The following is a 22015-nucleotide window of genomic DNA, read 5'->3' as shown; positions in this document are numbered from 1 at the left end:
GACCGCAATAGGTCGAAACTTGCTAAAAGTAAGCAAGCTCCTTTTGGAGGCTGGGCTTATAAATTCCCGATGGTGATTTTACTCACCGTCGACTGGAAAACCCCTATCGCGCAATAAGGCTTCCACTTTCGCATCGCGACCTCTGAATTTACGGTAGGCTTCGCTTGGCTCCATTGCGTTTCTAACGGAAAATAAGTACTTAACTAAACGTTCACTTAGTTCTTCGTCGTAGAAACCACCCGGTGACTGCGCAAAGGCTTCAGCAGCGTCGGAGGTGAGTACCTCGGCCCACATGTAGCCATAATAGGCTGAAGCATAGCCTTCGCCTCTGAATATGTGCCCAAAGTGGGGTGAGCGGTGACGCATTACTATTTCTTCTGGCATGCCGAGTGCTTTAAGCTGCTCTGTTTCAAAGCTGTCAGGTTCAATAGTGGCTGGATCGGTAGTGTGATAACGTAAATCCATTATTGCCGAGGCCATATATTCGGTTGTTTTAAAGCCTTCGTTGAAGGTTGATGCCGCTTTTATCTTTTCAACCAAAGAGGCTGGTATAGGCTCACCTGTTTTATAATGCACCAAATAATTGTTAATGACTTCGTCGGTTAAAATCCAGCGCTCTAACAGCTGAGACTGAAACTCGGTGTAGTCGCGAACGCCTGAGTGCGAGCTTGGATACACCACATCTGCTGAAAGGAAATGCAAGGCATGCCCAAATTCGTGGAAGTAAGTCTCGGCATCATCCCACGATATTAGTGTTGGTTCGCCGTCAGCGCCTTTTACGAAGTTAGAGTTATTTGACGATAAAACCGTTTTTTCGCCGTCAAATGTCGTGTACGAACGATATGTGGTTGCCCATGCGCCAGAGCGTTTGCCTTGACGTGCAAAGGGATCTAAATACCATAGACCAATAAACTTGCCACTGGTTTTGTCGGCCACTTCCCACACTTTTACATCTTCATGGAACACCGGTACTTTGCCGTCTTGTACTGGCGTGAATTCGAAATTAAACAAGCGATTAGCCACATAAAACATAGCCTCGCGCAGGTTATCAAGCTGCAGGTACTGTTTTACTTCGTCTGAATCTAGCGCAAACTTGTCTTTTCTAACCTGCTCTGCATAAAAACGATAGTCCCACGGTTGTATAGTAATGTCAGCGCCTTGTGCGTCGGCTATCGCCTGCATGTCGGTAACTTCTTCTTTAACGCGGGCAATGGCCGAAGGCCATACGCGCTGCATTAAATTCATCGCGTTTTCAGGCGTTTTCGCCATGCGATCTTCTAAACGCCACTGCGCATAATTGTCGTAATCGAGTAAGCGTATGCGTTCGTGGCGAAGCTTTAATATTTGCTTGATTAGCGCATTGTTGTCAAATTCATCGGCGTTGTCGCCGCGGCTATAATACGTTTCCCATACCTTTTGGCGCAGTTCACGATTGCTTGAATAGGTTAAAAATGGATCCATAGAAGAACGCGTGTTAGTGATTGCGAACTTACCGGCTTGGCCACGCTGTTGTGCCATAGAGGCTGACGCTTTAACGAAAGAATCAGGTAGTCCTGCTAGCTGGTCTTTGTCTAAAAATAAAACGTAGTTTTCTTCATCTGCCAGTACGTTGTTGCCAAATTGAGTATGTAGTGAAGAAAGCTCTTGATTAATGGCAGCATAACGCTTTTTATCCGCATCATTTAATAGTGCGCCGTCTCTTACAAAACCTTGATAGCCATTGGTAACTATGCGCTGTTCTTCCATGGTGAGCGTGTTTATCTCATCGCTGTCGTGCACTGCTTTTATGCGTTCAAATAGCGCTTTATTTTGTGATATTTCAGAGCGGTAGGTCGACAATAACGGCGCCATTTCTCGTTGAATATCTCTAAATTCGGCGCTTGATTTGTTTGAACTCCAAATGCCATAGTAGGTGAATACGCGGTTAAGGGCACTGCCGGCTCTTTCCATGGCAATGAAGGTATTGGCGAAAGTTGCAGGCTCAGGATTATTCGCTATTGCATTATATTCCGCTAAGGACTCTTTCATTCCTATGGTTAAGGCGTCTTTGAGTGAGCCCAAATCCATTTTATCAAAAGCAGGCACGCCGCCATAAGGGCCTTTGAATTCGGCTAATAAAATGTTGTCGTACTGAGCGCTTTGAGCCGAGGCAGCGCTTTGCTCAATGCTTGAACCTGTACTTGTAGAATTGTTAGACGGTGGCGAACACGCTGATAATGCCAATACGATGCTTGCGGCGAGCAGGCTAGTACTTATTTTTTTCAAAAGTATTTCCTTAAATATGAACGTTTATTTTGATTTATCAAGTAGCACCATTAATGGGCGCACTTTGCTTTTACTATACGATTAATGCTTTAATTATAATGCTGTAATTAGCAATACGACTGACTTAGTTAAACACAATTGTTTTGCTTTCAAATACAATTACTCTGTCTTCAATATGGTAACGAAGGCCGTTAGCTAAGGCGTTTATTTCGCATCGCTTACCTTTTCTGACCATATCATCGCTGCTGTCGCTATGCGATATTCGCATTACTTCTTGCTCAATAATAGGCCCTTCATCTAGTACACTGGTCACGTAATGGCAGGTTGCGCCAATAAGCTTAACGCCCCTGTCGTAGGCCTGTTGATAGGGTTTAGCGCCTACAAATGAAGGTAAAAAGCTATGGTGAATATTAATGATTTTACCGCTAAGGCGCTGGCATACGTCATCCGGGATTATTTGCATAAATCTGGCTAGCACGGTCAAGTCAACTTTGTAGTCGCGAATAAGCGCCTCAATGTGAGCAAAGGCCTCAGTCTTGTTGCTAAAGTCGATATAATGAAAAGGTATTTCATACCAGTCAGCATACTTTTGCATACTTTTGTGGTTACCAATAATACAGGGAATATCGCAGTTTAATTCGCCAGTATGCCATCTGTGTAACACATCATTTAAGCAGTGTTCTTCTTTACTCACCAGCAAGGCTACTTTAGGTTTAGAACGAGAGCTGTTGAGGCTCCATCGCATATCATACTTTTGTGCAAGCTGCGCAAAGGCCTGCTTAAAGTCAGTGTGATTTAGCTTGAGCGAATTCGCGGCTATTTCATGGCGCATAAAAAAACGCGCCAGCTTTACATCGGTATGATGACTGGCTTCAAGAATACTTGCGTTTACCGACGCAAAAAACTGAGAAACCGCTGCCACAAGCCCTACTTGGTCAGGGCAATCTATGACTACTCTATAGGTACTTGCATCCATATTATTTTCTGCACTAGGCAAAACGCATCTCCAAAATCGCTAGGGGTAATTACCGTGTGCTTAGCACCGTGTCGACGGTAGAAGGGCTTGGAAAACCGTCTGCAACCAAGCCATTTTGAGCTTGAAACTGCCTTATACCTTCGCGTGTTGCTGGCCCCATAATACCGTCGGCGCCGCCCACATCATAGCCTAATTCATTAAGCTTGTTTTGAAGCTTAACAATATCACTTATCTTGAAACTGGGTAAATCAGGCAGTGTGGCATGCAAACCTGCGCCGCCCGCGATTTGATTGGCTAACTGGCCCACTGCAATGGCGTAAAACTCGCTGTTGTTCCAACGCATAATGGTGCGAAAATTAGCGTAGGTTAAAAATGCAGGCCCTTGATGACCCGCAGGCACCCGTAAGCGTGACTCTATGTCACTGTTGGGCAGTGAACTACCGTCGCCCTTCACAATACCCAGCGCTTTCCATTGAGTAATGGTTTTCACTTCGTTATTAGCTAACTGAAAGTCGAACCCTTGTGGAAGTTTCACCTCACGTCCCCAACGAAGTCCTGGTTGCCAGCCTAACTGCCACAAGAAATTCGCACCTGATGCTAAGGCATCTTTTTCACTTTCCCATAAGTCTATTTTACCGTCGCCGTCGCCGTCTATTGCATAATTCGTGTAGGTGGTAGGCATAAATTGGGTATGTCCCATGGCACCGGCCCAAGAACCTTGCATCTCTTCACGCTTTAAGTCTTGAGAGTCCATCAGCTTTAAGGCTAAAAACAGCTCGTTGGAAAAAAAGCGAGAGCGGCGTTCGTCACAGGCCAAGGTGGCCAAGGAATCAAGCGTTGACATTGTGCCTTTAAAGCCGCCATAGTTAGTTTCAAGGCCCCAAAATGAAATCAAATAATGACCTGGTATACCGTACTGATCAGTTAATGTTCTTAAGAACTCGCGATGCTCTGCGTATTTTTCACGGCCCTTAGTAATGCGCCACTCGTTTACACGCTTTGAAAAGTAGTCAGGGAAGGTGGATACAAACTCAGGCTGGCTGCGATCTAATTCAATCACCCGTGGAATAAAAGTGAAGCCGTCAAACTCAGCATTTACTCTAGACTGACTGACGCCTGCATTTAGGGCTTCCACTTTTTTGCCTTCAAGGCACTGACCAAAATTGGCCTTGTTTTGAGCTACAAGCGACGCTACGTCTTGGGTTTGAAGGGCGAGTGTGGTAAAAGACACACTGCATAGAACAGCGATAGCGCTCAATAGATTTATGGGTTTCGAAAAACTACATTTGTTTAATAAGGCGTGCAACGATAATGGAGCGCGAGATTTATGCGTCTGCTTCATCGCAGCTTGATCCACGAGTGTAACGCAAGGTAATGTATTCAAGTTAGTTTTCAAAAAGCGCATCCTTGGATAAGGTATTGGTAACAAAGGCTTGGTATACTCTACCGAGAATTACTTCCTTAAACAATCAAATAAAGGTGAATAAGACGATCAAGCTCTTATAACATGCAGCCATAACGAAGAGCTTAATTACCTTATCTTCATGGCGTATCAGTTCATGCGGGTACAGCTTAAAGTATAGCGCAGAAAGCGGTTCTCAATCATGTTGCATACAATGAATAACATCCGGGAACTTTACCGTAATATAACATCCTAAGAATGGCAAATATTGGTAACAAAATGCGAAAAAAAGGTAAACAAGTGAACAAAAAGCGGATAAATTTCACGCCGTTTCAATGGTTAAAACGTCATTTTGGTAAACTAATACTGCTATCTGCTGCAGTTGTAGTGGCCTATCTTGTTTATTTAGACGCGCAAATTAAACCAAGATTTGAAGGCAATAAGTGGCAAGTACCGGCGCAAATATATGCACGCCCGCTTACCATGGATGTTAAACAAGAAATTACCATGCAAGAAGTCGTGGATGAGCTTTCCTTTCTAGGATATCGTAAAAAGTCCACCATTAGTGAGTTAGGCGAATACTCACAAAGCAGCAATAGCCTCGTTATTTATCGCCGTGAATTTAATTATCCCGATACTTTATACCCTGCCCAGAGAATGCAAATAAGCTGGGAAGGCCCCCGTATTTCTCGGATTGAAATACTTGATAACGGCAATTTTTTATCGCGCACGAGTTTAGAGCCTTGGCTGGTATCACGCTTGGTTAGCGGCCTAGACGAAGACCGCATGTTAATGGCTGACGCCGACATCCCTTACCTATTAAAAGCAGGCCTGGTGGTGGTTGAAGATAGAAACTTTTACACGCATCATGGCGTCGCGCCTCTTTCTATTTTACGCGCTCTTATGGCTAACATAAGCGCCGGCAGAACGGTGCAAGGCGGCAGTACTCTTACCCAGCAGCTGGTGAAAAACCTGTTTTTAACCCGCGAACAGTCTTATCTCAGAAAACTTAAAGAGGCCGCCATGGCCTTGGTTATTGACGCACGCTATAGCAAAAATGAAATTCTAAACGCCTATATAAACGAAGTGTTCTTAGGCCAAAATGGCGCCGTAGCGGTGCATGGATTTGGCTTGGGCAGCCACTATTTTTTCAACAAGCCCTTGAACGAGCTGGCGATTGAAGAAATTGCCACGCTGGTAGGTTTGGTTAAAGGTCCGTCGTATTTTGATCCTAAACGGCATATTGAACGCACAACCAAGCGCAGAGACTTAGTGCTGCGGCTTTTACTGGAAGCGAGTGAAATTACGCCCCAAGAATATGAAACGGCGGTGAGTCGACCCTTAGTAACAAATGACAGCCCTAGTCTTGCTTCGGGTAAGCACCCTGCTTTTATGGATAAAGTGCGCGCAGAGCTTAGCGAAGTGGTACAAACTAAAGAATCGAGAATGTCGGGGGTAAAAGTCTTTACCACGCTGGATATAAACGCCCAAAGACGGGCAGAAAATGCGGTCACACAAGTAGTCTCAGCTAAGTCAAAAACCTACAAGCAGCCGAATTTAGAAGCGGCACTGGTCATGTCAGACATTAAAACAGGCGGGATTAGAGCAATAGTAGGCGGCAAAAATACCGCCTTTGCAGGATTTAACCGAGCACTGCGAGCGCAGCGGGCTATTGGCTCCCTGATTAAACCGGTAACTTTTTTAAGCGCGCTTGAAGATCCCAGTCAGTTTACCTTAGCCACGCTGCTAGATGACAAGCCAATCACCTTTGACGATGCCGATGGCAAAAAATGGGCGCCGCAAAATGCCGATAAAGAATTTAGAGGACAAGTATTATTAGTCGATGCGCTGATAAAATCATACAACGTGCCTAGCGTAAACTTGGCCGCAGCAATAGGCTTTGATGAAGTAGTTCGAAGCCTTAACAGGCTAGGTGCTAATACCCAAACAAGAGCGCTTCCGTCGGTTGCATTAGGCGCGGTGGAGCTTTCGCCACTGCAGGTGAATCAGGTGTATCAAACTATCTCAAACAACGGTGTATTCAAGCCTTTGTACTCGTTGTATGCGGTTACCACACATAAAGACCAGCTTTTATGGAAACGTACCAATCGTGAGCAAATACGGGCTAACGAAGACGCGACTTATTTAGTCAACTACGCGTTGCATAAAGTGACTACCCACGGCACTGCTAGACGCATAAAAGCTGAGTTTCCTAACATTAATATGGCAGGAAAAACCGGCACCACCGATGACTACCGTGACAGCTGGTTTTCAGGTTTCGACCGAAATCTAGTGACCACTGTATGGCTTGGTAATGACAACAACACGCCTATTAATATGTCGGGTGCAACGGGTGCTTTACCTATATTTATAGCCCTGCAAAAGCAGCAGTCGCCAAAAACCTTGGTAAGACGGTTTCCGCGTAGCTTAACGATCGCCCATTTCAATCAAGTTACGGGCGAGCAAACACTGCCAGGCTGCCCTGACGTGATTAGTGTGCCAGCGATTAAGTCTGCCTTGGGCGAGCCAAGCGGCTGCCTTAGTCAACCCAAACCTGTTATTCAACCCACCGAGGGTAAAAAGTCGTGGTGGGAGCGTTTATTTGGTCCTTAGCATAGGCGCACCATAAATGTTCAAGATAGGGCACTTGCACCATTGCAGTGCTCTTATTTATTTATAACCATCCCTTTCTCAATGTAAGCTTATGAAAAATAAGATTATTAATTTCTGGCATTCCTTTTGTATTGTTTTGTGTTAACACATCACATTAACGTGTAATCACGCAGGAGCAACACATGAAATTAGTCACTGCCATCATAAAACCCTTCAAGCTAGACGATGTTCGAGAAGTCATCTCTGACATCGGTATAGATGGCTTAACGGTTACTGAGGTAAAAGGTTTTGGCCGCCAAAAAGGCCACACCGAGCTTTATCGAGGCGCTGAATATCAAGTCGATTTCTTACCCAAAGTAAAACTTGAAATAGCGGTGCAAGACGATCAGGTAGAGCGCTTAATAGAAGCTATTGTTGGCGCAGCAAAAACCGGCAAAATCGGTGACGGCAAAGTATTCGTGTACGACTTGTTACAAGCCGTGCGTATTCGAACCGGCGAAGTTGACGACGAAGCCTTATAAGTAAATTTTTTGGGGAACACCACAATGGAAATTACATTTGAATTAGGGTATGCGCTAGATACCTTTTACTTTTTAATATGCGGCGCATTAGTCATGTGGATGGCCGCAGGGTTTACGATGTTAGAAGCGGGCCTAGTGCGTGCAAAAAACACCACCGAAATTTTAACTAAAAACGTGGCTTTGTATGCAGTCGCTTCTATCATGTATATGATTTGTGGCTACAGCATAATGTATGGCGGCGATGATTTTAGCCTCTTTTTAAGCGGCATTACGGCAGACGGAGCAACCGGTGTTGAGGAACCAGCAGGCTATGCACCTTCGGCCGATTTCTTCTTTCAAGTTGTGTTTGTTGCCACCGCCATGTCGATAGTGTCAGGTGCGGTGGCTGAACGCATGAAACTATGGGCATTTTTAGCGTTTACGGTGGTGCTAACAGGCTTCATTTATCCAATGGAAGGCAGTTGGACGTGGGGCGGTGAGAAGGTACTTGGTTTGTTCTCCTTAGCAGAATTGGGTTTTAGCGATTTTGCTGGCTCAGGGATTGTGCATATGGCAGGCGCATCAGCAGCACTTGCTGGGGTATTAGTGTTAGGCGCACGAGCGGGTAAGTACTCAAAAGACGGCAAAGCAAATGCAATTCCCGGGGCAAATTTGCCGCTTGCAACCTTAGGCACATTCATACTATGGGTAGGTTGGTTTGGCTTTAACGGCGGCTCGGTCCTGGCGACCTCTTCGGTTGAAAATGCTAATTCAGTCGCTGTAGTATTTATGAATACTAATATGGCCGCAGCCGGTGGTTTGGTGTCTGCCCTATTATTAGCTCGCCTCATGTTTGGTAAAGCAGATTTAACCATGGCCTTAAACGGTGCATTAGCCGGACTAGTTGCCATAACTGCTGAACCATCTACACCCACTCCTTTACAGGCCACATTGTTTGGGGCACTGGGCGGAATATTAGTGGTGTTAAGCATTCTTGCGTTAGACAAAGTAAAAATAGATGACCCGGTGGGCGCAATTTCTGTTCATGGCACAGTAGGCTTCTTAGGACTAATGCTGGTGCCTATCACCAATGAAGGCGCTAAATTTACGGGTCAGCTTGCAGGGGCCTTTACTATCTTTATTTGGGTATTCGTGACCAGTCTCTTAGTGTGGTTAGCACTCAAAGCGATTATGGGCATAAGAGTATCTGAAGAAGAAGAATACGAAGGCGTGGATATAAGTGAATGTGGCTTAGAGGCATACCCTGAGTTTAAATAAGCCTTTATATAAAGCGCTTGAAAAGAAGTGAGTTTGAAGAAAGGTGCGGTAATACAACAATCAATAATGATAATAATATAGAATAAACTGCCGTATGTTATTGAAAAGCCAGCATTAGCTGGCTTTTTTTTCTTCATAAATATGTGTAGCTACCACGTTCCTGTGTTTTGCATTGACGACCAAGGCTCAGCTGGATCTAGGGAGTCACCTTTTTGCAGCAGCTCAATTGAAATGTTGTCAGGTGATTTTACAAAGGCCATGTGGCCATCGCGAGGCGGTCGGTTAATGGTCACGCCGCTGCTTTGTAGTTTGTCACATAAGCCGTAAAGATCATCTACCCTAAAGGCTAAATGACCAAATGCACGTCCCGTTGTGTAATCTTCTTGCGGATCCCAGTTATAAGTAAGTTCTAGCAAAGGTGCGCTGCGTTTTTTGGCGAGCGCTTCATCTTCGGGCGCGGCTAAAAATACTAAGGAAAACCGACCTTTTTCGCTGTCATACTGACTTGTTTTTACTAAACCCAGTAAATCGCAGTAAAAATGCAGTGAATCTTCTAAATTGGTCACTCTTATCATGGTGTGCAAATATTGCATAACGTAAACCTTTTTCCTATTTTTAAACTGTGTAAAGACATATATGAATTGTGAAAAATAGTGCTGCTGCTCGCTACTGTAATTGACTAACCTTTCATTTTATAAGCGTAACGCCGCTTACTTGCGTAACTGAATTAGCACCTGCGCGTTCAATTATTTTGACTAAGGATGTTTGAATAGTTTCATTTTCTCTGGCGTCACCTTGGCTGGCAAATCGCTCCTCTTGCGCCTGGCTTTCTTCTTCTAAAGTAAATTGGACAACAACTTCAGTAGCAACGTTAGCGGTGTTGCCAAAATACTCAATGGCAATGAGCGGGAAGCCTCTAAAGCCTTTATTAACTTGCTTGGCTATTCTCTTTTTTGCTTTGTCTATGTGCATAGAGCCTCCTTGTTTATAGTGATAGTTTACCATAGCATATGCGTATATTTTGTTGACGCCTTTAAATTTCAAACAAACATAGCCAAATAGGCAATAAAACGGTATTTTTGTATATTCTTCTATGTTCTTCTCTATTATAAGTATAACTCAAAAATTAGAGGTAAGTTTGCTATGACATTACGTATTTTTTCTATCCTTACGGTACTGAGTATTGGCCTTGCCGGCACCGCCTTTTCTTATGATCGCATAACTGGTGCTCCTTTTGCGAGTCGCTCAGAGATTATTGCGCAAAACGGCATGGCAGCGACCAGCCAACCCTTAGCCACTCAAGTTGCGCTTGATATTTTAAAAAGCGGTGGCAATGCTATAGATGCAGCTATTGCAGCAAATGCTATGTTAGGCTTAGTGGAGCCAACGGGCAGTGGTATTGGCGGAGACTTATTTGCTATTATATGGGACGCTAAAACTAAAAAACTTTATGGCTTGAATGCATCAGGTCGTTCTCCGCAGTCTTTAACCTTAGAGTACTTCACGCAAAACAACATCACTGAAATTCCAAAATTTGGTCCACTGCCGGTATCAGTGCCCGGCGCGGTAGACGGCTGGTTTATGCTAAGTGAACGCTTTGGCACTTTACCCATGAAAACGTTGCTTGCGCCTTCTATAAACTATGCTCGCAACGGTTTTCCTGTTTCTGAACTTATCGCTTATTACTTTGAAAGTAACCAAAAGCGCATTGGTCAATATCCAGGCTTTACTGACACGTTCACCATTGATGGTACAACACCCGTAAAAGGCCAAGTGTTTAAAAACCCAGCGCTGGCGAACACCTATGAAAAAATAGCCACCGGTGGCCGTGATGTGTTTTATAAAGGCGATATTGCTCGCACCATTGGTGCCTTTATGCAAGACCAAGGCGGGTTTTTAAGCTATCAAGACATGGCTGCCCACTATTCTGACTGGGTTGAACCGGTGTCTAGCAACTACCGAGGCTATGACGTGTGGGAACTACCGCCAAACGGCCAAGGCATAGCGGCCCTGCAAATTTTAAATATTCTTGAGTTATACGACATCCAAAGCATGGGGCACGACTCGCCTGAGTACGTGCATACCTTTGTTGAAGCGAAAAAGTTAGCCTTTGCCGATCGTGCTAAATTTTATGCCGACCCTTTGTTTAATCAAATCCCCGTGGATTGGTTAATTTCCAAAGAATACGCCAAAACCCGCCAAGCGCTTATTTCGCCTACAACAGCGACCAAGCGCGTGGATGCCGGCATAAATGAAGGTGACACCATCTATTTAACTGTGGCAGATAAAGAAGGCAACATGGTGTCGTTAATTCAAAGTAACTACCGCGGCATGGGCTCGGGCATGATCCCAACAGACTTGGGCTTTGTGTTACAGAATCGGGGTGAAATGTTTGCCTTGGAGGAAGGGCATTTTAATCAATACGCACCGGGCAAAAGGCCTTTTCATACTATAATTCCGGCGTTTATTACCCAAAACGGCGAACCACTAATGAGTTTTGGTGTTATGGGCGGCGGTACTCAGCCGCAAATGCATGCGCAAATTGTTATTAACATGGTAGATTTTGGTATGAATATACAAGAGGCAGGCGACGCGCCGCGAATACTGCACACCGGGTCTAGCACACCAATGGGCAAGCTTATGACAGACGGCGGCTATGTTAGTTTAGAAAGCGGTTTTAGCCAACAAACGCGCCGGCAGTTGATAAAAAAAGGCCACACAATGCGGGACAGTTTAGGCTCGTTTGGCGGCTATCAGGCAATCATGTTCGATAGTAAAAATAAAGTTTACTATGGCGCATCTGAATCTCGAAAAGATGGTCAAGCGGCTGGTTATTAATGACTCAAGCTCAAAAAGGTGTTTGCGCGGAACCTAATTTGCACGCACTGTATCTACTCTTCAATGTGGTAGACGATGACGTATCAAGCGTGCGCCTAAAGCTGGCAGCGCTGCTAGATTTGTTTGAACACTTTAACGAGGAGCACTACGAGGCGATGGTGTCGGGCGTAATTGGGGTAGGCAGCGCGTTTTGGGATGATCTATATCCTAGTAATCGACCAGCGCAGCTTGGACCCTTCCCTGATATGCAGTGCGAAGATCGTTGTGCACCAGTATTGCCGTGTGATTTGTTTGTGCAAATACGCGCCGATCGCTTAGACATTTGTCAAGCATTGGGCATGGAAGTTATGCAGTCTTTGAAACTACATACTGAGCTAGTTGAACAAGTACAAGCCTTTAGATATTTAGATGGACGCAACTGGACGGGTTTCTTAATTGCTGATGAAAATCCCCGCGGACGCAAAAAATTTGCTATTAGCTTAGTGGGCAATGACGATGAGGCCTTTGCCGATGGCTCCTACATTCATATTCAACGCTATCGGCATGATATGTCAAAATGGAGTAAGCTGTCAGACAAGCATCAGCAGCAAGTAATGGGTAAAACCAAACAGCATAATATGGATGTGATGGGATCTGGCTTAGACTCACACGCTTTTAGAACTAAAATTGTGGGCCCAGGCGGTGAGTATCCTATATTTTTGAATCAGAGTATGCCGTATGGCGATATGACCACTCAAGGCCTCTATTTTATCGCCTGTAGCAATCACCCCCAGGCTTTCAAAAATTTACTTCATAGCCGGATTTATGGTGATGACAATGGTCATTACGACAAACTGCTTGATTATTCAAGCGCGGAAACGGGCGCTGCTTTTTTTGCGCCCTCTATTGGCTTTATCCGAAGTCAAAGTACTCTTGCTGCAAGTGAAACCCAAAGCAACGAGCCTGAAAAAGGTTAGCGGCTATTTGAGGTCGTAATGTCTGTCGCTGTTGTGAGCGTAATCAGCGCTGGCAAGAATGCAATGTATCTGTGCAAGTGCTAATTTTTCTAAACGCGTACTTTTCCATCTCAGTCTGTTTCATTCGCGATTTTTTTGCAGGTAGTAATATGATGGATAAGTACGATATCTTCAGCCTTATCCGCATCGTTTTGCTAAATGTGCACTTTCTAAATGTGCACTTTATTATTGCGTTTTTGCATGTACCAAAGCGCGGCAGTGGATACCGCATAAAGCGCCAAAATGACAGAGATAACAGCAAAGGATGTCATTTATTTAGCAGTAATCCTAGCAAACGACTTGTCTGCGGCAGTTATGGTAGCGTCGACAACGTCACTGGTGTGCATCTTTGAGACGAAACCTGCTTCATATGAGGCCGGCGCCATATAAACGCCTTCACTTAGCATGCTGTGGTAAAACTGATTAAACTGAGCTTGGTTAACGCTTGTCGCTTGCTTATAACTCGTTACTTTTTCATCCGTAAAAAAGATACCAAACATACTGCCTGCTACATTGGTTGAAAGTGCAATACCATTTTTATCGGCCATTTGCTGAAAACCATCAGCGATGGCTTGGGTATTCTTGAAAATACTGTCGTAAAAGCCCTCTGCTTTTAGCTGCGTTAGTGCACACAGACCAGCGGCCATAGCAATAGGATTACCTGACAGCGTTCCCGCTTGATACACAGGTCCCGTGGGGGCAATATGCGTGAGAATTTCACGTTTGCCACCAAAGGCGCCTACGGGCATGCCGCCGCCAATCACTTTGCCTAAGCAGGTTAAGTCGGGCATCACATTAAAACGTTCTTGCGCGCCGCCCAAGGAAACGCGAAACCCCGTCATCACTTCATCAAAAATTAACACCGCGCCATATTCATCGCAGATAGTGCGTAGGCCTTCTAAAAATCCGGGCACAGGCAAAATGCAGTTCATGTTCCCAGCAACCGGCTCTACAATAATGCAGGCAATGTCATGGCCGTGTTCAACAAAGGCTTGCTTAACCGAATCTATATTATTAAAGTCGACGGTGAGCGTATGCTTGGCAACATCGTCAGGCACGCCTGGTGAGCTTGGCACCCCAAGCGTGAGCGCGCCAGAACCGGCTTTTACTAACAGCGAGTCGGCGTGGCCGTGGTAGCAACCTTCAAATTTAAGCAGTTTGTCTCTGCCGGTGTATCCGCGTGCTAAACGTATTGCGCTCATGGTGGCTTCGGTGCCTGAATTTACCATTCTGACCATTTCCATAGACGGCACAATAGATGACACTAATTCGGCCATTTGTATTTCTGCCTCGGTAGGCGCACCATAGCTCAAGCCGTTTTCAGACGCTTTTATTACCGCTTCACGAATAGCCTGATTATTATGGCCTAGTACCATAGGGCCCCATGAGTTTATGTAATCGATATAGCGGTTGTTATCTACATCAAACATGTAAGGGCCGTCAGCACGGGCGATAAAACGCGGTGTACCGCCTACCGCTTTAAACGCGCGCACCGGAGAGTTAACGCCGCCTGGAATAGTAAGCTGTGCTCTAGCAAATAAAGTTTCAGAATTAGTCATGTATCTTTGGCTCTCTTTTGTTTAATAAGGTTGAAGATGTTTGTAGCAGTATAAGGGCTGCTACAATTTGGCTGTCACGTCTTGGCAGGTGCCCCTTTGTTGCTAAACCAGTGCACGCTGCGGTCATAATCCTTGACAATGTTGTGTACCCCTAATGTAAGTGCAAATAAGGCCATTCTTACCAATACGCCGTTGTCGGTTTGCCTAAATATGGCTAGATTAGGGTGAACGTTTAAATCGTTGTCGAGCTCATTCGCTTCAGCTCTAGAGTCTCGTGGTAGCGGATGCATAATGACCGTTTGCGATTTAAAGTGCTGCGTATAAATTTGCTGGTTCAGTCTAAACTTCCCCCTGAACTGATTGGCTTGTTCTTGCGTGGCAAAGCGTTCTTCTTGTATACGCGTTTGGTAACAAATGTCAGCTTCAACCAGTCCTTCGAGTTTTTGCGTAATGGTGAGTGAATGCCCCGCAGAGCTTATTACGTCGCATACCTTGCTGGGCATGCTTAAATCTTTTGGTGAGATGAGCGTAAACTTTATATTCTTGAACAAGCTTAACATGGTGGCAAGTGAATGCACGGTTCTGCCAAATTTCAAGTCGCCAATCATGGCAATGTGTAAACCGTCTATGCCGTGTCCAAAGGAGGCACGCTCTTTAGCGATGGTGTACAAATCTAGCAGCGCTTGGGTGGGGTGCTCGTTTGCACCGTCGCCGCCGTTAATAACCGGTACTCGACTGCCTTTTGCAAATTCAGCCACCGAGCCTGACACTGGATGGCGCATTGCAATAATGTCGCTGTATCCACTTAATACACGCGCAGTGTCGTATAGTGATTCACCCTTTGCCAACGCTGAATTACTCATGCCGGTGGTTTCGCGTACTTCACCGCCTAATAAATTAAAGGCGGTGCCAAAGCTTACACGGGTGCGAGTGCTTGGTTCAAAAAATAAGTTGCCTAAAATAGCGCCGTCTAACACGGTGGTGCGTTTTTTACGCAATGCATATGGCTGCATGTTGTCGGCAACGGCAAAAACATGTTCTACCGCGCTGCGATCAAACTGATCAACGCTGAGTATATGTTCCCCAATAAAAGACTTCATGTTAGTTTATCCATAGTGCTTAATAGTGGTACTTAGAAATACCGCGTGTCAATAGGGTGGTCATAAACTGACACTTTACTAGTGCGATATTCAAAATATAATAAATATGACCAATAAGGCGCGCCGCATTATATCAAATTTTCGCTATTCAAGCTTATTTTTAATCCAAAAAGCCCAAGGCAGCCACCCACCTTTGTGTAGTAAACTATTGACATGACAAGAATGACCATCAAAACTTTAATTACGACCGTTTTTGCGCTTTTGGCCTTTGCGGGTAACTCAGTGCTGTGCCGGCTAGCCCTAGGCGAGGGCCAAATAGATGCGACTAGCTTTACTATTATTCGTTTAATGTCAGGCGCCGTAGTCTTTGTTATTATTTTAGCGCTAAGTGGACGCGATGACATTAATGCAATATGTACGTTAAAACAAGCGTTTAAGGCTATAAGCCAAAGATGGCTGGGTGCGATGATGCTGTTGCTATATGCTACGGGGTTTTCGTTTGCCTATGTGCAGCTAAGCACGGGAGTGGGCGCTTTGGTGCTGTTTGGCATGGTGCAATTAACCATGATTGGGGTAAGCATTTATAAACAAGAATACTTGCCTTGGCTGCATATTGTGGGTGTGTTTATTGCTTTTTGCGGCCTGTTTTTACTCGTGTATTCCCAGCTTGTAGGGGAGGATGTCATCCTGTCGATATTTGGCTTAATATGCATGTCGATTGCGGGTATTGCTTGGGGCGTATATACCTTGCTAGGCAGAGGATCTTCGGCTCCTTTTCTCGATACAGGTAGTAATTTTATCCTTAGTGCTGTTTTTTGCATACCATTGCTATTGATTTATTTGTTAATGCCTGCGGTGCTGTCGGCGCAAGGTGTGGGGTTGGCGGTGGTATCGGGCGTAGTCACATCTATGTTGGGGTATGCGATTTGGTATGTTGCGTTGCCCAACCTTAGCCGCGTACAGGCGGGCGCCGTGCAGTTAATGGTGCCGGTAATTGCTGCCTTTGGTGGTCTTATATGGGTAAGTGAAGCGATAACGCTACCACTGTTAATTGCGCAGGCTATGGTGCTGGGCGGTATTGCTATGGTAATGATAAAAGTGAAGGTCGTGCCTCAGAAAAATTGACCAAACTAGGACTACGGTGCCAACATAGTTGCCTTTTTCATGTCATTACAGCCAATAAAGCAATAGTCTTGCGAGCAACCGTATTGGCTAAACCTTGTTGCTGCGTCTGAGTTAGTTCATATGGCAAGTGTAAAATGCCGCGCATATGATAATCACTTTTCAGTAAATTAAAAAAATCGATTGACGCTTCATAAGCCTGTGCCTCGCTAAGCTGACTTTGCGGATGTTTTTGCAGCAGTTCAGACACCATATTTATACTATGCAGCGGCCCAGCTTCGTAAAATAATTGCCCAACGGATGAGTCTTGCTTGGACTCACCAATCACCACTTTATACATCGCAATAACGTTGTCGTCTTTCAGTAAGCTAATTAAAGAAAGGCCTATGCTGCTCAAAATGGCCCGTAAAGGCTGGGTGTCAATACACACACTTGCCTCTTCTACCTGGTACATTTTGCATTTGCTTTCTATCACCGCGTTAAACAACGCTTCTTTATTATTGAAGTGTGAGTAAACGGTTTGTTTTGACACGCCGCTGTGCTTTGCAAGCGCATCCATAGAGGTGTTGCTATAGCCAAGCGACAACAGCAGTTCACCAGCGCTACGTAAAATTTGCTGACGTTTAGCCGCGCTTTTAGGCCGTCCAAGCACGGGCTGTTTTGGCGTGTTTGACACTGTCATTTTTAAATACTTACCTGCTCAAGTTGGTGCTTTTTTTTCTGATGGCGAAAATTTAACATTACTAGACTGTACAGTCTAGTATATTTATTCTAGTATGCCATTCTACCCCAAGCAATGTCCATTTTTAACAAGGATTGGCAAACTTGCTTTGAGCTTTTTTTCGGAAAATAATACATGCCAGAGTCTAATCGCGATAACCTCCAAGAATCGAACCCCCCAAAGTTTGCGCCTTCTGGTATTGAACCAGTAAAGCCCAATAGACTGCTATTAGCGCTTATTACCGTGGTGAGCTTTGCGCTGCTAGCGATACTCATGATATTTTCAGGCAATCAATCGGCGCTGGCTTTAGATGAAGACAAGCTCTTGGTCATGCAGCAGGCGAAGGTGGAAGTAAGCATAATTAAGATGCACGCCAGCTATATTAAGCCGCGTGTGGTATATGGACAAATTGGCGCGGTGCAACAATCAGATATTGGTTTTGAGCTAAACGGCACTTTACGTCAGCTAGCGGTGCTTGAAGGTGTTTCGGTGGTGAAAGGTCAAGTCCTTGCTAATCTTGATACTGCTCGCTTAGCAGCGCGCGAAAACGAACTTAACAGTGAACTGCAAAGCGCTAAAGCCGACGCTACCTTAGCCAAGCTTTCCGAAGCGCGTATTGTACAGCTAGTCGAAAAGGGTCTAGAGCCGCAGCAACGTTTAGATGAAGTTAAGGCGCAGTTAGACGCCGCTAACGCAGCAGCAAGTGAGGCACAGGCTCGCTTAGCTAGCTTGGGCGTAGAATTAGCTAAATCATCTCTTAAGGCCCCATTTGCTGGCCAAGTTGTGCGCCAGTATGTAGACGCCGGCACCGTGCTTAATGCCGGGCAAGCCGTATTTTCTATTTTAGCCAAAGATGCGCTAGAAGCACGCATAGGCTTGCCTGAGCAAACCGCCTTTGGTCTTAGCATTGGCGAAAACCGGCAGTTGGCTATGCATGATCAGATATTTATGGCGCAAGTTGCCTCAGTTGCTAAACAGCGTAATCAAGCCACTCGGACTATCGATGCAGTGTTTAGTATAGACCAGAACCTTTTAAGCGCGCAGCAAAAAGCGCTGATAATCTCAGGTGATTTGGTGTCGCTCACCGTTGACATACCGATGCAAACGCGCGGTGCATGGGTGCCGCTTTCTGCATTAGCCAGCAGTGTGCGAGGCTTGTGGACGCTGTATGTGGTTGACGCTAACAACACTATTCAAACACGCTTAGTGTCAATTGAATATGCTGACAACACAAATGCTTTTGTTAGCGGCGCTATTAACGACGGCGAAAAAGTAGTGGTATCGGGTATTCATCGCTTAGTGCCTCAGCAAAGTGTGAGCAATGTAGTTGAGGTAGAAAACCAGTTTACGCATGCATCGGCCCGTTCAAAAGCCACTGCAGTAAAAGGGCTATAAACGATGAGTTCACCATCACCGCAGGAACAAAATAGTGCAACCAGTTATCCGTGGTACACCGCTTTTTTTCGTAAGGGTCACCTCTTAGCCTTAAGTATCATTATCATCTTAGTGGCAGGTTTGTCAGCTATTAATACTTTGCCGCGCCTTGAGGATCCTCGTATAGACCTACGCAACGTGGCGGTGCTAACCAGTTTCCCGGGTGCTTCAGCGCAGCGGGTAGAGGCCTTAGTCAGTGATGTACTAGAAGATGAACTGCGCCAGTTGTTTGAAATAAAGGAAATAAAGTCGACCTCCAAAGCAGGTTTCTCCTCTGTTTTCGTAGAACTACAAGACGCAATAGACAGCAGCAGTAACCAGCAGGTTTTTTCTAAAATACGTGACGCCATAGACGACGCCTCAAAACGCTTTCCCCCAGGCGCAAACGCCCCGGTACTAGAAGACAAGCGCGGTGCAACCGCCTTTACTGTCTTGTTGTCAGTCACTGCGAAATACCCTGAAAACACCCAGTTGACGCAAGTAGGGCGAATGGCCAGCGAACTGTCAGATCGTATCCGAAATGTAAGCGGCACCGAGCTTGTACTGATTTACGGCGAGCCGGTAGAAGAAATTACCGTGGTGATAGACCCACAGCAGCTTGCACTAAGCGGACTATCGTTAAGTGAGGTCAGCCAGCGTATAGAGCAAGCCGATCCTAAGTCACCTGCCGGCATTATTCGTAATCCTTATAAAGAAATGCGCCTGCAGGTGTCACAGCCTTTAGCAAGCACCGCAGTGCTCGCGCAAATACCATTGCAGGTCGTCAACGGTAATTATTTGCGTTTGCAAGACATTGCCACCATAGAAAAAGGCCCCGCACTGCCTTTTTCTGAAATAGCCTTATTAAACTCACAGCGCACCATTATGATTGCAGCGCGCATGCAAACCTCGGTGCGAGTAGACCAGTGGACTCAAGGCGTAAAGGATAAACTAGCGCAGTTCAATGAAGAATTTGGTAATTCAATTTCCAGTGAGATAATATTTGAACAAAACAAATATACAGAAGCTCGCTTAGGCGAGCTCAGCGGCAATCTTTTGCTCGGCAGCGTCGTGGTAATGCTAGTGGTGCTGTTTTTTATGGGGGCCAAAGCGTCTTGGATTGTAGGCCTAGCCTTGCCTTTATGCGCTAGCTTTGCGGTGTTTAGTTTGACTTTCTTTAATCAGCAAATACACCAAATGTCTATTTTTGGGATTATTATCGCCATTGGTTTGCTCATAGACAATGCTATTGTTATTACCGACGAAATACGCTTAAATCTGCTTGACAAACACATGTCGCGCTTAGCTGTTTTGCAAAAAAGTGTCAGTCACTTATTCTCACCGTTGCTAGCGTCAACCCTAACCACTATTTTGGGGTTTATGCCCATTTTCTTACTGGCAGGTAATATTGGCGATTTTATAGGGCCTATTGCCATAAGTGTAGTGATGGCACTTATCGGATCCTTAGCTATTTCATTAACCCTTATTGCAGCTTTAGCAGCACGTTATTTGCCGCGCGAGGCAGATGCCAGTGCACCGTGGTATAAGCGAGGATATCAACTACCAGAGGTGTCGCAGGCCTTTCGTCAGGTAATTGGCAAAGCGATTAAACGACCATTACTGGTGTTGCCTATTGTGGTGGGGTTTTGCCTGATGGGTTTTGTGCTATCGCAGCAGTTAGCGAATGTGTTTTTCCCAAGCGCAGATAGGGACCAGTTCGAAATATATGTCATATTGCCCGACGGTAGTAGTATTGAAAACACCTATAAAACTGTGCTTGAAGCCGACGCTTTTATCGCCAAAAAAGAAGGTATACGGCAGGTTACATGGCTGATAGGCGCGTCTACTCCTTCGGTGTATTACAACCAAGTAATGAGCCGCGACAATGCCCCAAATTTTGCTAATGCAGTTATTACCACTGAATCGGTTGCGATAGCTGAAACCCTAATAGTCGACTTAACATATGAGCTACAGGACAGCCTGCCAAATGCTAAAATAGTGGTGCGTAAATTTGGCCAAGGTCCGCCCATAGCAGCCCCTCTTGAAGTTGACATATATGGGACCGACTTAGCGGTCTTAGATGAACTGGGTCAGCAAGTGCGTGTCGCTATGACCAAAATACCAGGGATTACTCAGTCCTTGGTGTCGATTACGTCGGGTGAGCCTGAAATAGTCCTAGAGGTGAGCGAAAATCAGTCTTACTTATCGCAGCTTTCGCTGTCGCAAATATCTCAACAGCTGCAGGCGTCTCTTATCGGCCGCACCGGTGGGTCAATATTAGAAGGCACCGAAGAGCTTGATATTCGAGTACGTATAAGTGAAGAAAAACGCGCTACTCTTGCCCAATTAGACGCCATACCGCTTATAAGCGGACAAGGTCAAAACAAGCAAGTAATTGGCGTAGGTGCGCTGGGCACACTCACAATAAATCCCAGTATTAGCGGTATAACGCGGGTAGACGGTGAGCGCGTAAATAAAATACAAGCGTATTTATTACCTAGTATCGCTGCGGTAAGCGTAAGCGAGCAGCTTCGCAGTATTATTGACAGTAGCATTACCTTGCCCCCCGGTTATCGCATAAAAATGGCAGGTGATGCAGACGAGCAACAGCAGGCATTAGGCCAGTTGGCCACCTACCTACCGGTGTTGCTGGTACTCATGATAACGGCTTTAATTTTGAGCTTTAGCAGTGTGCGCTTTGCCGCGGTTATCGCGGTTGTGGCGGTATTGTCTGTGGGCTTAGGTTTTTTAAGCCTGTGGCTTTCGGGTTTACCCATTGGTTTTAACCCACTGCTAGGCAGCGCCGGCCTAATAGGCGTGGCTATTAACGGATCTATTGTGGTTATTGCTGCAATAGCAGCAAACCCTGATGCAATGAAAGGCAATACGGTGGCCATAGTAAACGAAACCATGAGTTGCTCTAGGCATATTTTATCAACAACCTTCACCACAGTGGGCGGACTAATTCCTTTGCTCTTGTTCAGTGAAGGGACATTTTGGCCGCCATTAGCAGTGGTGCTTGCCGGTGGCGTGGGTTTCTCGGTAATACTCTCACTTGTGTTTACACCTGTGCTAGTAGCAACGCTATGTCGGGCTCGCTTTAGACGCCAGTCGTCGCATGCACAACAAATCGGTTTACACGCATCGTGAATAAATTTCATAAACGGTGACACAGACTGTGCTTTTTGCAAGCGATCACGGTATATTGTTGTACGCGCAATTATCATAATGTT

General features: G+C 45.4%; 16 protein-coding genes. 8 read left to right on the top strand and 8 right to left on the bottom strand.

The annotated features are described in order from the left end of the window. Positions 1 to 78: 78 nt before the first annotated feature. The 3 genes from BAE46_RS03485 to BAE46_RS03475 all read right to left on the bottom strand — a co-directional run bounded on the left by BAE46_RS03485 (position 79) and on the right by BAE46_RS03475 (position 4583). Positions 79 to 2265, bottom strand: a complete 2187-nt coding sequence (locus tag BAE46_RS03485) for a M3 family metallopeptidase (protein ID WP_006002164.1) — start codon at positions 2263 to 2265, stop codon at positions 79 to 81. 124 nt (positions 2266 to 2389) lie between these two features. Then, positions 2390 to 3241 (bottom strand): formyltetrahydrofolate deformylase, encoded by an 852-nt coding sequence (purU, locus tag BAE46_RS03480; RefSeq protein WP_040519890.1) that lies wholly within the window; start codon positions 3239 to 3241, stop codon positions 2390 to 2392. 49 nt (positions 3242 to 3290) lie between these two features. Continuing rightward, positions 3291 to 4583, bottom strand: a complete 1293-nt coding sequence (locus BAE46_RS03475; protein ID WP_070111839.1) for a lytic murein transglycosylase — start codon at positions 4581 to 4583, stop codon at positions 3291 to 3293. Between the two features lie 318 nt (positions 4584 to 4901). Here BAE46_RS03475 and mrcB point away from each other — a divergent pair, with 318 nt between their 5' ends. The 3 genes from mrcB (at position 4902) to BAE46_RS03460 (ending at position 9034) form a co-directional block, all read left to right on the top strand. Further along, positions 4902 to 7256 carry a penicillin-binding protein 1B gene (gene mrcB, locus BAE46_RS03470; RefSeq protein WP_141729314.1) on the top strand — a complete coding sequence of 785 codons (2355 nt, stop codon included), beginning with the start codon at positions 4902 to 4904 and terminating at the stop codon, positions 7254 to 7256. Positions 7257 to 7438: 182 nt separating this feature from the next. Continuing rightward, positions 7439 to 7777, top strand: a complete 339-nt coding sequence (gene glnK / locus BAE46_RS03465) for a P-II family nitrogen regulator (protein WP_006002153.1) — start codon at positions 7439 to 7441, stop codon at positions 7775 to 7777. 24 nt (positions 7778 to 7801) lie between these two features. Continuing rightward, on the top strand, positions 7802 to 9034 hold the full coding sequence (locus tag BAE46_RS03460; RefSeq protein WP_006002150.1) for an ammonium transporter: 1233 nt from the start codon (positions 7802 to 7804) through the stop codon (positions 9032 to 9034). A gap of 149 nt (positions 9035 to 9183) precedes the next feature. Here BAE46_RS03460 and BAE46_RS03455 read toward each other — a convergent pair whose 3' ends face one another. Further along, complete coding sequence (locus BAE46_RS03455; protein ID WP_070111765.1) at positions 9184 to 9627, bottom strand: VOC family protein; 444 nt, start codon at positions 9625 to 9627, stop codon at positions 9184 to 9186. A 94-nt stretch (positions 9628 to 9721) separates the two neighbouring features. Beyond that, on the bottom strand, positions 9722 to 10006 hold the full coding sequence (locus BAE46_RS03450) for a hypothetical protein (RefSeq protein ID WP_006002146.1): 285 nt from the start codon (positions 10004 to 10006) through the stop codon (positions 9722 to 9724). Between the two features lie 171 nt (positions 10007 to 10177). Here BAE46_RS03450 and ggt point away from each other — a divergent pair, with 171 nt between their 5' ends. Further along, positions 10178 to 11872 carry a gamma-glutamyltransferase gene (ggt, locus tag BAE46_RS03445; RefSeq protein WP_006002144.1) on the top strand — a complete coding sequence of 565 codons (1695 nt, stop codon included), beginning with the start codon at positions 10178 to 10180 and terminating at the stop codon, positions 11870 to 11872. After that, positions 11872 to 12828 (top strand): Dyp-type peroxidase, encoded by a 957-nt coding sequence (locus BAE46_RS03440; protein WP_006002142.1) that lies wholly within the window; start codon positions 11872 to 11874, stop codon positions 12826 to 12828. Before ggt ends, BAE46_RS03440 begins: the two co-directional genes overlap by 1 nt. 311 nt (positions 12829 to 13139) lie before the next feature. On the opposite strand, the gene hemL is transcribed toward BAE46_RS03440, so the two are convergent. Together hemL and BAE46_RS03430 are read right to left on the bottom strand one after the other, a co-directional pair. Continuing rightward, positions 13140 to 14426: a glutamate-1-semialdehyde 2,1-aminomutase gene (hemL, locus tag BAE46_RS03435; protein WP_006002140.1), complete on the bottom strand. Its 1287-nt coding sequence runs from the start codon at positions 14424 to 14426 to the stop codon at positions 13140 to 13142. 74 nt (positions 14427 to 14500) lie between these two features. After that, positions 14501 to 15526: an aspartate carbamoyltransferase gene (locus BAE46_RS03430; protein WP_006002139.1), complete on the bottom strand. Its 1026-nt coding sequence runs from the start codon at positions 15524 to 15526 to the stop codon at positions 14501 to 14503. Between the two features lie 222 nt (positions 15527 to 15748). On the opposite strand from BAE46_RS03430, the gene BAE46_RS03425 reads away from it, so the two are divergent. Further along, complete coding sequence (locus tag BAE46_RS03425; RefSeq protein ID WP_216094980.1) at positions 15749 to 16651, top strand: DMT family transporter; 903 nt, start codon at positions 15749 to 15751, stop codon at positions 16649 to 16651. A 37-nt stretch (positions 16652 to 16688) separates the two neighbouring features. Here BAE46_RS03425 and BAE46_RS03420 read toward each other — a convergent pair whose 3' ends face one another. Further along, positions 16689 to 17330, bottom strand: a complete 642-nt coding sequence (locus tag BAE46_RS03420) for a TetR/AcrR family transcriptional regulator (RefSeq protein ID WP_070111763.1) — start codon at positions 17328 to 17330, stop codon at positions 16689 to 16691. A gap of 174 nt (positions 17331 to 17504) precedes the next feature. Here BAE46_RS03420 and BAE46_RS03415 point away from each other — a divergent pair, with 174 nt between their 5' ends. Both BAE46_RS03415 and BAE46_RS03410 read left to right on the top strand, forming a co-directional pair. Then, complete coding sequence (locus BAE46_RS03415; RefSeq protein WP_070111762.1) at positions 17505 to 18764, top strand: efflux RND transporter periplasmic adaptor subunit; 1260 nt, start codon at positions 17505 to 17507, stop codon at positions 18762 to 18764. A gap of 3 nt (positions 18765 to 18767) precedes the next feature. After that, a complete protein-coding gene (locus BAE46_RS03410) occupies positions 18768 to 21932 on the top strand; it encodes an efflux RND transporter permease subunit (RefSeq protein ID WP_070111761.1) in 3165 nt (1054 codons plus the stop codon). Positions 21933 to 22015 lie beyond the last annotated feature (83 nt).

It is taken from the genome of Glaciecola punicea, assembly GCF_001756615.1.
GTDB lineage: Bacteria > Pseudomonadota > Gammaproteobacteria > Enterobacterales > Alteromonadaceae > Glaciecola > Glaciecola punicea.
Note: the sequence above shows the minus strand (reverse complement) of the source record. Positions and strands in the feature narration are given on the sequence as shown.